The organism is Telluribacter humicola (assembly GCF_017355935.1).
GTDB lineage: Bacteria > Bacteroidota > Bacteroidia > Cytophagales > Spirosomataceae > Telluribacter > Telluribacter humicola.
In genome coordinates, this window is record NZ_JAFIQT010000001.1 from 356169 (window position 1) to 368303 (window position 12135).

General features: G+C 47.6%; 13 protein-coding genes. 6 read left to right on the forward strand and 7 right to left on the reverse strand.

Features of this window, described 5'->3' with window-relative positions:
• Window positions 1-62: 62 nt before the first annotated feature.
• From JUB14_RS01690 to JUB14_RS01710, 5 genes are all read right to left on the reverse strand, one after another.
• Complete coding sequence (locus JUB14_RS01690; protein ID WP_207503935.1) at window positions 63-1595, reverse strand: Do family serine endopeptidase; 1533 nt, start codon at window positions 1593-1595, stop codon at window positions 63-65.
• Window positions 1596-1824: 229 nt separating this feature from the next.
• Window positions 1825-2256: an Hsp20/alpha crystallin family protein gene (locus JUB14_RS01695; RefSeq protein ID WP_207503937.1), complete on the reverse strand. Its 432-nt coding sequence runs from the start codon at window positions 2254-2256 to the stop codon at window positions 1825-1827.
• Window positions 2257-2625: 369 nt separating this feature from the next.
• The gene (gene rnc, locus JUB14_RS01700; RefSeq protein ID WP_207503940.1) at window positions 2626-3378 is read right to left on the reverse strand and encodes a ribonuclease III; all 753 of its coding nucleotides are present in this window, start codon (window positions 3376-3378) and stop codon (window positions 2626-2628) included.
• Window positions 3379-3395: 17 nt separating this feature from the next.
• The gene (fabF, locus tag JUB14_RS01705; protein WP_207503941.1) at window positions 3396-4649 is read right to left on the reverse strand and encodes a beta-ketoacyl-ACP synthase II; all 1254 of its coding nucleotides are present in this window, start codon (window positions 4647-4649) and stop codon (window positions 3396-3398) included.
• Between the two features lie 46 nt (window positions 4650-4695).
• Complete coding sequence (locus tag JUB14_RS01710; RefSeq protein ID WP_207503943.1) at window positions 4696-4932, reverse strand: acyl carrier protein; 237 nt, start codon at window positions 4930-4932, stop codon at window positions 4696-4698.
• A gap of 231 nt (window positions 4933-5163) precedes the next feature.
• On the opposite strand from JUB14_RS01710, the gene kdsA reads away from it, so the two are divergent.
• The 4 genes from kdsA to JUB14_RS01730 all read left to right on the forward strand — a co-directional run bounded on the left by kdsA (window position 5164) and on the right by JUB14_RS01730 (window position 7686).
• The gene (kdsA, locus tag JUB14_RS01715) at window positions 5164-5979 is read left to right on the forward strand and encodes a 3-deoxy-8-phosphooctulonate synthase (protein ID WP_207503945.1); all 816 of its coding nucleotides are present in this window, start codon (window positions 5164-5166) and stop codon (window positions 5977-5979) included.
• A gap of 89 nt (window positions 5980-6068) precedes the next feature.
• Window positions 6069-6740: a phosphatase PAP2 family protein gene (locus JUB14_RS01720; RefSeq protein WP_207503947.1), complete on the forward strand. Its 672-nt coding sequence runs from the start codon at window positions 6069-6071 to the stop codon at window positions 6738-6740.
• 38 nt (window positions 6741-6778) lie between these two features.
• Window positions 6779-7126, forward strand: coding sequence for a VOC family protein (locus JUB14_RS01725; RefSeq protein WP_207503949.1), 348 nt, complete (start codon window positions 6779-6781; stop codon window positions 7124-7126).
• Window positions 7123-7686 carry a DNA-3-methyladenine glycosylase I gene (locus JUB14_RS01730; protein ID WP_207503951.1) on the forward strand — a complete coding sequence of 188 codons (564 nt, stop codon included), beginning with the start codon at window positions 7123-7125 and terminating at the stop codon, window positions 7684-7686. The genes JUB14_RS01725 and JUB14_RS01730 overlap by 4 nt, the downstream gene beginning before the upstream one ends.
• Before the next feature lie 84 nt (window positions 7687-7770).
• On the opposite strand, the gene JUB14_RS01735 is transcribed toward JUB14_RS01730, so the two are convergent.
• Both JUB14_RS01735 and JUB14_RS01740 read right to left on the reverse strand, forming a co-directional pair.
• A complete protein-coding gene (locus JUB14_RS01735) occupies window positions 7771-8688 on the reverse strand; it encodes a PfkB family carbohydrate kinase (protein WP_207503952.1) in 918 nt (305 codons plus the stop codon).
• A 43-nt stretch (window positions 8689-8731) separates the two neighbouring features.
• Window positions 8732-9916: a hypothetical protein gene (locus JUB14_RS01740; RefSeq protein ID WP_207503954.1), complete on the reverse strand. Its 1185-nt coding sequence runs from the start codon at window positions 9914-9916 to the stop codon at window positions 8732-8734.
• 175 nt (window positions 9917-10091) lie between these two features.
• Between JUB14_RS01740 and cysS the strand changes: the two genes are divergently transcribed.
• The gene (cysS, locus tag JUB14_RS01745; RefSeq protein ID WP_207503956.1) at window positions 10092-11585 is read left to right on the forward strand and encodes a cysteine--tRNA ligase; all 1494 of its coding nucleotides are present in this window, start codon (window positions 10092-10094) and stop codon (window positions 11583-11585) included.
• Window positions 11586-11595: 10 nt separating this feature from the next.
• Window positions 11596-12129: a DUF192 domain-containing protein gene (locus JUB14_RS01750; protein WP_207503958.1), complete on the forward strand. Its 534-nt coding sequence runs from the start codon at window positions 11596-11598 to the stop codon at window positions 12127-12129.
• Window positions 12130-12135 lie beyond the last annotated feature (6 nt).

The window sequence follows — 12135 nt, forward strand, 5'->3', positions numbered from 1 at the left end:
AAAAATAGAGCGGCCCTGATCATATGACCAGGGCCGCTCTATTTTTGTATTACACTGTGGTATTACAGTCGGAATCCGAAAGTAAATACATCACGTGGCGCGTCGATATAAAAGCCTTCAAACTGCACCATAGTATCAGTTTTACCAGACAAAGCCTGCTCCAGCTCTTTTACCGAGCGTACAGCTTTACCGTTCACTTTCGTGATAATAAAACCTTCCTCTACACCAGCGCGGGCTAGTTTACCACCTTCAATGGCCGTTATTTTCACCCCGCCGGCTACGTTATAACGCGACAGACGCTGTACTTCCTGGTCGTTAAGGTTGCCAAAGAGGGCACCTAAAGTACTTACGGCACTGGTTGATTCTTCACGACGGATGACATCTGATCCACCGGTACGGTTACGCAGCGTTACGTTCAGATCTTTTACCTGACCATTACGGTTAACAGTAACAGTTACCTTGTCGCCAGGGCGGTGCAGACCAATTGCCTGCTGCAGTTGAGGAATAGTTCCAACCGGAATATCATCCACTCTAACGATCACGTCACCTTTGGCGATACCTGCGGCTTTGGCAGCGCTATTATCTGTAAAATCACGTACGTATACACCTTCACTTATTTTAACGCCATACTCTTCGGCTTTACGGCTATCCAGATCATCCAGAGCGATACCCAGATAACCACGCTGTACTGCGCCATACTTAATTATGTCGCTGGATACTTTTTTCACAATGCTTGCAGGAACGGCAAAAGCATATCCGGCAAAGCTACCTGTAGGGCTAGCAATAGCAGTATTGATACCTACCAGTTCACCTCTCAGGTTTACCAGCGCACCACCACTATTACCGGGGTTTACTACCGCGTCAGTCTGGATGAATGACTCAAGGGGAGAATCTCCTTCGAAATCACCGCTGTTGCCATACTTACGGGCGTACTCCTGGCTGATAATACCCAGACCACGACCTTTGGCACTCACAATACCTGCTGTTACTGTAGACTCAAGGTTGAAGGGGTTACCTACGGCTACTACCCACTCACCTACCTTAACGGCATCAGAGTTACCAAATATAACCGCTGGTAGGTCCTTACGGTCTACTTTAATTACGGCAATATCAGTAGATGGGTCAGTACCGATTACCTTGGCAGGAATCTTACTTTTGTTGTAAAGGCTCACTTCCAGTTGGTCAGAACCTTCTACTACGTGGTTGTTAGTTACGATATACCCATCAGCGCTAATAATAACACCTGAGCCGGAAGCTTCAGCACGCTGTGGTCCGCGGGGCTGAGCTCTCATTTCATCACCAAAGAATTCACGGAAGAAATCAGGTACTTGAGGCTGGCCACCACGAGCGGCCTGACGTACCATACTTGACTTAATATGAACTACTGTAGGAGTTGCTACTTCTGCTGCATAAGTAAAGTCACCAGGTGTACCGGCAGGTAATCCGGTAGAGGTAAAGCGTGATAAGGTTTCGGCCGGAGATTCTTTAAAAATCACGTCACGCTCACCATCAGAATCTAATAATTTGAAGCCGGCAATAGTTGTAGCACTTGACAGTACCCCAACCAGCGCTATTGCTTTCCAATTTGTTTTCATAGCCATTTCAATGGGTTTTTTATTAATGTATTTACGAAACGCACTAAGGATGGTATTCTATTCCCGGGTACGAGGTATTTAACAATTTTTAACAAAGATATATAACCTGAAAAAGAATTATACCAAATATGAATGAGGCTGTTATCTTTTATAACAAACAGAGGTGGTATCTGTTTCATCTGACACCACCTCCCGTTTTATAATTCGCTCTTTCTAGTCAGCGATTAGATTAATTTATTTCAATCTGACGTACTGGCTTTACCTTGGCTTCTTCCCGCTTAGGAAGCTCAATGTTTAGAATACCATCAACGTAAGAAGCTGCGATTCGCTCGCTGTCGATCGTAGCAGGCAAGGTAAATGTACGCTTGAAAGAAGAGTACTTAAACTCGCGGCGAGTATATTTTTCATTCTTCTCTTCATTATTCTGCTCCTTCTGAGCAGAAATAGTCAGGCGATTGTTGTTCAGGTCCAGCTTAAAGTCGTCTCTCTTAAGGCCAGGAGCGGCAACTTCAATACGGTACCCCTCTGGCTGCTCGATTACATTCACTGCCGGAGCACTTCCGCTATAAGCAGGTGTGAATAACTCATTCATTGCCTCTTTACCAAAAAAGTTTTCAAACAGGGTAGGATAGGCATATCCGTTTTTTACTACTGCGTTCATAGCTATTATCTGTTTTATAATTATTCTGAATAGATTCTGTTTCTATCGAACTACCCTACTAAATATAAAATAGACATACCATTCCAGATATACGGAGATTTGATGACACTTTGTCTTATTATTCTCACAAATAGTTAACAGGACCTGACGATATGTCATGCTCTTACGTCATTTTTCACAGACTCATCTATGATGTAAGATATAGGAGCGCAAAGAGCAGTAACAGAGGGAGCAGTACTACTAATTTATTCTAGGAAGAAATGGATAAAAAAAGGGGGAGGTGTCGATGGGGAATTAATCCCTCAACCTAAGAGGTGGCTTAGTAGAGTATTAGCTACGTTTACAGGAAATAAACAGGTGGTGAGCTAACTACTTAAGTTCAAGTTGCTCGCAGGCTTTTTCAGCAGCCGACTGTTCGGCTTTTTTCTTGGTATAGCCGTTACCTACTGCAAATGGCTCCTCATCTACCAGGAGTCGGGAGATAAACTCGCGGTGGTGGCGGTTACCACGTTCCTCAACAATCTCAAACCTCACCTCTTTTCCTTCACGTTGAGCCCATTCAATGACGAGGCTCTTGAAGTTAACGTTATTCTGAATGATGTTCTCGAGGTCGTAGTGAGCCAGAAGCTTCTTAACTATGAACTTGCGGGTGAAGTTGAAGCCCTTGTCCAGATAGATAGCACCTACAAAAGCTTCCAGAGCATCGCCATACATAGAAGAGCGGGGCGACATACCCCGGCGATTGCCATCGTACTCGATCAGACGGTCCAGACCCAGCTTACGCGAAATCTGATTAAGCGTCTCACGGTTTACGATACGGGAGCGGATTTCAGTCAGAAAGCCTTCGTCTTTGTAGGGGTACTTGGTGAACAGAAACTCCGCGACTACCATGCCCAATACCGAGTCCCCCAGGTACTCCAGACGTTCGTTAGACTCGCGAAAGCCCTGAATAGCTGTTTCTTTAGAAGCAGACGTATGTCTGAAGGCAAGCTGGTAGACACTCAGGTTAGAAGGACGCTCGCCAATTATATGGGCGATAGCCTTCCTGAATTTCTTCTCTTCATCATCGTTAATGGTAGATTTGAAGAGTGAAATGATCGGTTGCAGGACTCGCTTCGCCAAAGGAAACAATTAAAGGATTAGTCTTCCAACTTCTTGAAGATGACAGACGCATTGTGGCCGCCAAACCCAAAGGTATTGCTGAGTGCTATATTAACGGTACGCTGTTGAGCCTTATTGAAAGTAAGGTTCAGACGAGGATTAATCTCTGGGTCGTCCGTAAAGTGGTTGATGGTAGGAGGTACCACCTGATCTTGTATAGCCAGGATACAAGCTGCTGCTTCGATAGCACCGGCTCCACCTAACAAGTGGCCGGTCATGGACTTGGTTGAGCTTATATTGAGGTTATAAGCAGCATCACCAAACATGCGCTCGATAGCTTTTATTTCCTGAGGGTCTCCAATGGGAGTAGAAGTACCATGCGTATTGATGTAATCTACATCTTCAGGCTTGATACCTGCATCCGCGAGGGCATTCTTCATTACCATATAGGCACCATGTCCCTCGGGGTGGGGCGCTGTGATGTGATAGGCATCAGAGGTCATACCGGCACCGATCATCTCAGCGTAGATTTTTGCGCCACGGGCTTTAGCATGCTCGTACTCTTCCAGAATAAGGGCAGCACCACCTTCTCCCAGTACAAATCCATCACGATCCTTATCATAGGGACGTGAGGCTGTTTCGGGAGAGTCATTACGTTCAGAAAGCGCTTTCAGCGCGTTAAAACCGCCCACACCCGCGTTCGTAACGGCTGCTTCGGATCCACCGCTGATACATACATTCATCATACCCAGTCTGATGTAGTTATAGGCATCAATGAGGGCATTGGTAGAAGACGCACAAGCTGAAACGGTAATAAAGGTAGGCCCACGGAAGCCGTAGCGGATCGAGATTACACCGGAAGCACTATCTGCGATCATTTTGGGGATAAAGAAAGGGTTGAAACGTGGGTTTCGGCCGCCTTCGCTGAAGTTTATCACTTCATCTTCGAAGGTTTTCAGTCCACCAATACCCGAGCCCCATATAACACCTGCTTTATCCAGATCCAGTTTTTCCAGATCAAAGCCGGCATCTTTCATCGCCTCATCGGCGGCAATAACTGCGTATTGGGTGAAGGGGTCCATTTTACGAGCCTCCTGCCGGGGAATGTAGTCATTCAGATCAAGTCCCTTTACCTCACAGGCAAAGCGGGTCCTAAACTTTTCGGCATCGAACCGGGTAATAGGTGCTGCGCCACTGACGCCGGCAACCAGATTCTTCCAAAAAGTCTGAACATCATTTCCTACTGGCGTAAGTGCGCCTAATCCGGTAACTACAACTCGCTTGAAACTCATAAAATGGACAAAATGGGGAAGATAATACGATTAGTATAAGCTTGAGTTACTTCACGTTTTCTTCCAGATAGGTAATAGCCTGACCTACCGTACCGATATTTTCGGCTTGGTCGTCAGGAATAGAGATGTTGAATTCTTTCTCAAATTCCATGATCAACTCAACGGTATCCAGAGAGTCTGCTCCTAAGTCGTTTGTGAAGCTGGCCTCGGGCGTTACCTCCGACTCTTCTACGCCGAGTTTCTCGACGATAATCTGCTTAACTCTTTCTGCGATTTCTGACATTTTGTAAACGCTTTTTGGTTAAAAACGCCACAAAGAAAGATATTTCAAATCACTTTGTCAAACAATTTTTAATACACAGGGGTAGCTATCCTGGCAGCCTATACAAAAAAAATAGCAGTATATCAGTTGCTTACAAAATAATGATTGGCTCTAAAAGTAGATTTGATTCAGAACAACTCAGAGAACCTTACCTTTGGAAAAATTTTTAATTATTACCGAATTCAGAAGCCTATGCTGCGTATTACGAAACTTCAACATACCGATTCTACCAACTTTTTCCTGATGGCAGGTCCCTGCGCCGTAGAGGGGCGGGATATGGCTCTGCGTATTGCTGAACAAATCGTAGCTATAACGGACCGGCTGAAGATACCTTATATATTTAAGGGGTCTTACCGAAAGGCCAACCGTACCAAGGTGGATTCTTTTACAGGGATTGGGGACGAAAAAGCACTCAGTATACTCAAAGAAGTAAGCGATACCTTCGGGGTACCTACCGTTACCGATATCCATGAAGCACACGAAGCCGCCATGGCTGCCGAGTATGTGGATGTACTACAGATTCCAGCCTTCCTGTGCCGCCAGACCGACTTGCTGATAGCTGCCGCCCAGACGGGAAAGGTGGTAAATGTGAAGAAAGGGCAGTTTTTGTCGGGGGCTTCTATGAAATTCGCGGTAGAGAAAATAGGAGCTACTAACTCCGAGGCTCAGGTGATACTCACCGATAGAGGCAACATGTTCGGCTACGGTGACCTGGTTGTAGACTACCGCAACCTGCCCGAGATGCAATCATTCGGTGTACCGGTGGTGATGGATTGTACCCACTCGCTGCAACAACCTAACCAGAGCAGCGGCGTAACGGGTGGTAAGCCTAAACTCATCGAAACTATTGCCAAAGCGGCCATTGCCGTAGGAGCCGATGGGCTATTTATGGAGACGCACTATAATCCATCCGAAGCCAAATCAGACGCGGCCAACATGCTCCCGCTGGATCAACTGGAAGATCTGCTGGAGCGGCTGCTGCGCGTAAGGGAAGCGGTACTATCCTAGACGTTACAATCTGATTGGAGGGAGCCCGGAAGGCTCCTTCACTTTTGATACCAATAGTCCCATATCCACAACTACTGAGTAGCTTATCTATGAAGTTATTTTTCAAATTCTTTTTCTTACTTCTAATTTTCCTACACGGAGCCTTTGGTGTACGTGCACAATATGCTACAGATACGGCTAGCACCACTGTTCGGCCCCGTGAATTTGTTATTCCGGCTGCTTTGATGACATCAGGGCTGATCGTACAGGGCAATATCAGCCGACAGCTGCAGCGTCAGATCATAAACAGGTACCCAAGCTACGCTACCAGAGCAGACGACTTTCTGGCGGTGACGCCGGCAGCGTTTAGCCTGGGACTGGGAGCGGCAGGAGTTAAAGGAAAGCATCCTTTTGGCGAGCAGATTATACTGGCCATAGTGTCAGGAGTACTGGCACAGGGTATCACTACTACTTTTAAGGTACTATCTAAGTACCCCCGGCCCGATAAGGATGGATTTGATTCCTTTGCTTCCGGGCATACTACGGCAGCTTTTACCGGGGCCACGCTGCTGCACCAGGAGTATGGCCACCGGAGCGTGTGGTACAGTGTAGGAGGATACGGAGTGGCTACATCTGTCGCAACACTTCGCATGCTTAATAACCGTCACTGGCTGTCGGATGTACTGTTTGGAGCCGGAGTAGGGATAGGTACTACCAAAGCCATGTACTTGCTATATCCGGCAGTGAAGAGAAAGGTGCTTGAAAAGAGGCGGAAAAGATAGTAGCTTGAAACTTCATTATCTAAATTATACCTCTGCCCATGAAACCTTCCGGAATCAGAACTGTCATCTACGCCGCGCCGGACCTAGACAGTGCCCGCGACTGGTACGCCCGCGCCTTTGAGCAGGAGCCTTACTTCAACGAGCCCTTTTATGTAGGCTTTGACATCAATCACTTTGAGCTGGGGCTGGACCCCAACATACCCTTTCAGGAAGGAAGCACCGTGGCCTACTGGGAGGTGGCAGATATCAGGGCTGATTTTGCCAAACTACTGGAAATTGGAGCCACCGCTTTCGACGAACCTCACGATGTAGGTGGCGGCATCATAGTAGGTACGATCATTGACCCGTTTGGGAATAAAATAGGTCTGATCCAGATGCCCGGATGAGCTACTGCCACTATATCAATCATAACGCATCGGATAGTGCCGATTACCTCCTGCACAAGCACTATCACGATCAGCAATACGGCTTCCCGATTGAGGATGACGATGAGTTGTTTGGGAGGCTGCTGTTAGAAATCAACCAGGCAGGCCTGAGTTGGACGCTTATGCTGCGGAAGCAGGAGGGATTTCGCAGGGCTTACAGTAATTTCAGAATACATGAAGTGGCTGCGTATGGTGAAGAGGATGTCGCCCGTCTACTGGCTGATCCGGGTGTAATTCGTAATCGCCTGAAGGTACAGGCGGCTATTCATAATGCCCGTGTTATCCAGGATATGCAGCAGGAGCACGGTTCGTTCAAAGCCTGGCTGGATCACCACCACCCGGCTACGAAGGAGCAGTGGATCAAGCTATTCAAAAAGAAGTTTCGGTTTGTAGGTGGAGAAATTGTCAATGAATTTCTGATGAGTACAGGATACTTGCCCGGCGCACATAGCGCCGACTGCCCCGTATACCATGAAGTACTAGCTACCAAGCCCCGCTGGCGTGCATGTGTAGAATCATAAAAAGATTGGGCTCATGCACAAAGTACATGAGCCCAATCTTTTTAAATATTAAGAAGCTAACTACTAAAAGCTAATACCTAATAGCTATCTGATCTCAAAACTAGCTAGATTTACAAACTCAAGTACTCGGTTATTTACATCCTGCTCGGTCAGATTGACGATACGCTCGGTACCGAATTTCTCTACGCAGAATGACGCCATGGCCGAACCGTAAATGATAGCCCGCTTCATATTATCAAAGGAGATGTCGTCGGTGCTGGCCAGGTACCCAATAAATCCACCCGCGAAAGTATCACCGGCTCCGGTAGGGTCGAATACTTCTTCCAGAGGCAGAGCGGGAGCAAAGAAGATACGGTCGCCCTGGAAAAGCAGAGCACCGTGCTCACCCTTCTTGATGATGAGTGTCTTTGGGCCCATCTCCATGATCTTGGCGGCTGCTTTACGGAGTGAGTATTCTTTTGAAAGCAGACGAGCTTCCTCGTCATTAATCGTAAGTACATCTACCATACCCAGTACCTGAATCAGATCATCCCACGCTACATCCATCCAGAAGTTCATAGTATCCAGCATGATGAGCTTGGGGCGCTTGTTCAGGCGCTCTATCACCATACGCTGAATGGCCGGAGCCGTATTGCCCAGCATCAGGTACTCACAGTTCTGATAAGCTTCGGGAATAGCAGGGTCAAAATGCTCCATTACGTTTAGCTGAATATCCATGGTATCCCGGGTATTCATATCGGTATGGTACTTGCCCGACCAGAAGAATGTCTTCTCATCCTGCTTAATCTGTAGCCCTTCGGTACTGACACCATGTGTCTGCAACAGGTCTATCATATCCTGAGGGAAGTCGCCTCCCACTACAGCTACCAGGTTGTTTTCCTTGGTGAAGTACGAAGCCGCCAGTGTGATATAAGTGGCAGCTCCTCCAATTATTTTGTCAGTTTTTCCAAATGGTGTTTCAAGGGCATCAAACGCCACGGATCCTACGGTAAGAAGACTCATTGTATATTTTTAAAATTAGAATAGTAACTAAGATTAGTACAGACTAGATGATCGGATGACGGCTAAATTCTTTGGTACGGTCAAACAGGTAGCGGTAGGTTAGATGTGTTTTATGCGGTACTCCTCCGAGCATCTTCGCAAAGTTGATCATCTTAGGATTAAAGTCACCGATCCAGTTCAGCTCAAGGTCTTTGTACTGGTAGTCGGTGTTCCAGGCTATTTTGGAATATGCCAGCGCAATGGCCGACTCAATCCCCTTCCTCTGAAATTCCGGTACCACGCCAAAAATCACCCCAAACGCTTTATGGTTAGTCTTCATCAGCTTGTGGTACATAAACTTGAGCTTCCCGATCCAGTCGAGCTTCCCATTGACATGCTTGAAGATCTGGTTCAGCTCCGGCAGCATGATAAAGAAAGCTACAGGCTCATCCTCGTAGTACCCAAACCACATCAGGTCCTCTTCCAGGATGGGCTTCATCCGGTTGATCAACTGCCGCGATTTTTCAGGAGTCATCTCCCCAACGCCCAGGTGCTTTGCCCAGGCTTTATTATAGATAGTCCTGAAGTCCTCCGCGTACTTGGCCAGATCATTTTTCCTGATATGTCTGAAGTCGTAGCCGGGGGTATTGAATATTTTTTCAGCGCGGGCAAATACGGCCGGATGCAACAGCGGACGAACCCGGTTCTCCTCCATCGGTAAGTAATAGGTATACTGCTCAAAGTAGGTCTGAAAGCCGTAGTCTTCAAAGAACGAGCGGTAGTAAGGCATATGATACCCCATGCCGTAGGTAGGTTCCTTGTCGTAACCATCAACGAGAAGCCCCCAGTGGCGGTCACGCTCACCGAAGTTGATAGGTCCGTCCATGGCTTCCATTCCCCGTTCGGCCAGCCACTTGCGGCATGTTTCAAACAGCAGGTACGCTACGTCGCGGTTATTGGCGCATTCAAAAAAGCCCATACCACCCGTAGGCTGATCGTTACCTTTTTCGGCCAGCTTGCGATTGTAAAAAGCTGCTACGCGCCCGACGGTCTGGCCACTGCCGTCTACCGCCAGCCAGCGTGCCGCCTCTCCGTCCTGAAATAACTTATTTTTATTAGGTTCAAAAACCTCTTCAATGTCTTTGTCAAGCGGACGTATCCAGTAGGGATTGTTGCGGTAAATCCGGACGGGGAGCTGGAGAAACTCACTGCGCAGGTAAGCATCATTTCCTACTTCTACTATTTCCATAGTGGTATATACAGGCCAGGACGGGTGTCCGATAGCGGTTCGTTTTCAGAATAATAGGTGCGAATATAGCGAAAACTGCCGAATAGGGCGGCAGGTCGCTGGGTTAGCCACTATTTTTAGAGGTCAATCCTAACAAATGATTAGTTTTGCAAAATAGAACCAGTTAGAACTACGCATGAGTGAACAGCCTCTGAAGCTATATAATACGCTTACCCGTCAGAAAGAACTTTTCGAACCCCTGTCTCCTCCTTATGTTGGGATGTATGTCTGCGGACCCACCGTATATAATAATGTACACCTGGGCAACGTCCGCACCTTCCTGACCTTTGACACCCTATTCAGGTACCTTACCCATATAGGCTATAAAGTACGCTACGTCCGTAACATTACCGACGTGGGGCACCTGGTGGGTGATGGCGACGAAGGCGAAGATAAAATAGGCCGGATGGCCAAGCTGGAAAAGGTAGAGCCCATGGAGATCGTGCAGCGCTATACTAATGATTTCCATCAGGTAACGGCTACCTTCAACCTACTACCACCCAGCATTGAACCTACCGCAACCGGGCACCTCATCGAGCAGATCGAAGCGGTTAAAAAACTAATTGATTCCGGGTTGGCTTACGAGTCAAACGGATCGGTGTACTTTGATATCTTGAAGTACAACGAGGCCGGGAACAGCTACGGCAAGCTCTCGGGCCGGGTACTCGAAGACCTGCTCAACGAAACGCGCGAGCTGGACGGACAGGCAGAAAAGCGCAATCCCCTCGACTTTGCGATCTGGAAGAATGCTTCACCCGAGCATATCATGCAGTGGAACTCTCCCTGGGGACGCGGCTTTCCGGGCTGGCACCTCGAGTGTACCTGTATGAGTACTAAGTACCTGGGCAGCCAGTTTGATATACATGGGGGCGGTATGGACCTCAAATTCCCTCACCACGAGTGTGAGATTGCGCAGGGTACCGGCCTGACCGGCCACGATCCCGTGCGCTACTGGATGCACTCTAATATGCTGACCGTAAACGGGCAGAAAATGTCCAAGTCTCTGGGCAACTCATTCCTGCCGCACGAACTGTTTACGGGAAGTCATCCGTTGCTGGCGCAGGCTTTTAGCCCCATGACGGTACGTTTCTTCATGCTGCAGAGTCAGTACCGGAGTACATTGGACTTTTCGAACGATGCGCTCAAAGCAGCTCAGAAAGGCTATAAAAGACTGGTGAATGGCTACCGGGTACTCAAGCTTCAGGAATTTGGAGAAGAGGAAGGCGTAGCTATTGACGAAAAGAAGAAAGCTGATGTAGAGAGCTCCATCCGTGGCTTCTACGAAGCTATGAATGATGATATCAATACGGCTGTGGCTATTGCTCACCTGTTCAATCTGCTCAAGTATGCCAACATGCTTTACCTCAACCAGCTGAAGTCAGCGGCTTTGGGGAGAGAGACCTTTGATCTGCTGAAAGAGAAGTTTGTGGTTTTCTTCGAAGATGTACTGGGTCTGCAGGAAGAGAGGACGGCCGGCGATGCTGTCCTGACCGGGATGTTGAGTCTGTACCGTGAGTACAAAGCCGCTCAGGAATACGAAAAAGTGGATGAGATTCGTACTTATTTTAAAAACCAGGGCCTTGTGATCCGCGATATGAAGCACCGCATCGACTGGGCTTACGAAGAATAATTACACTGCTATGCGTCGTAACCGCCAATCCCTCTTTGCACTGATCCTGCTGGGCATTTTTGTCCTGGCCGGTATCGGATATGTAGTTGTACCATTCCTTAACGACAGGAAGTCCGGAGCTGAGACGTCTGCTAGTAGCGGCACGGCTGATACCGGAAGTAGTACACCTGTCTTCACCAAAGAGGGAGAAGTTGTTTTTATGAGTGGTGGAGCAGCCATAAAGAAAATAGATGTAGAGATTGCGGACAATGAGGCCGATCGGGCCAAAGGGCTGATGTACCGCTCGTACATGCCTGATTCGGTAGGGATGTTATTTATCTTTGAGCAATCAGAGCCGCAGTCGTTCTGGATGAAAAATACTATTCTTCCCCTGGATATTCTCTACGTCAACGAAAACAAAGAAATAGTTTATATTCATAAGAATACAACTCCCTACTCCGAACAAGGCCTGCCTTCGTACGATAATGCGCAGTATGTGGTAGAGGTTAATGGTGGCTTCACCGACCGCTACGGTATCAAAGTAGGCGATTCCATTACTTTCTAAGAAGTT

Coding starts and splice junctions, on each gene's coding strand:
- JUB14_RS01690 (WP_207503935.1), bottom strand. CDS start 1,595: ATGAAAACAAATTGGAAAGCAATAGCGCTGGTTGGGGTACTGTCAAGT.
- JUB14_RS01695 (WP_207503937.1), bottom strand. CDS start 2,256: ATGAACGCAGTAGTAAAAAACGGATATGCCTATCCTACCCTGTTTGAA.
- fabF (WP_207503941.1), bottom strand. CDS start 4,649: ATGAGTTTCAAGCGAGTTGTAGTTACCGGATTAGGCGCACTTACGCCA.
- JUB14_RS01710 (WP_207503943.1), bottom strand. CDS start 4,932: ATGTCAGAAATCGCAGAAAGAGTTAAGCAGATTATCGTCGAGAAACTC.
- kdsA (WP_207503945.1), top strand. CDS start 5,164: ATGCTGCGTATTACGAAACTTCAACATACCGATTCTACCAACTTTTTC.
- JUB14_RS01720 (WP_207503947.1), top strand. CDS start 6,069: ATGAAGTTATTTTTCAAATTCTTTTTCTTACTTCTAATTTTCCTACAC.
- JUB14_RS01725 (WP_207503949.1), top strand. CDS start 6,779: ATGAAACCTTCCGGAATCAGAACTGTCATCTACGCCGCGCCGGACCTA.
- JUB14_RS01730 (WP_207503951.1), top strand. CDS start 7,123: ATGAGCTACTGCCACTATATCAATCATAACGCATCGGATAGTGCCGAT.
- JUB14_RS01735 (WP_207503952.1), bottom strand. CDS start 8,688: ATGAGTCTTCTTACCGTAGGATCCGTGGCGTTTGATGCCCTTGAAACA.
- JUB14_RS01740 (WP_207503954.1), bottom strand. CDS start 9,916: ATGGAAATAGTAGAAGTAGGAAATGATGCTTACCTGCGCAGTGAGTTT.
- cysS (WP_207503956.1), top strand. CDS start 10,092: ATGAGTGAACAGCCTCTGAAGCTATATAATACGCTTACCCGTCAGAAA.
- JUB14_RS01750 (WP_207503958.1), top strand. CDS start 11,596: ATGCGTCGTAACCGCCAATCCCTCTTTGCACTGATCCTGCTGGGCATT.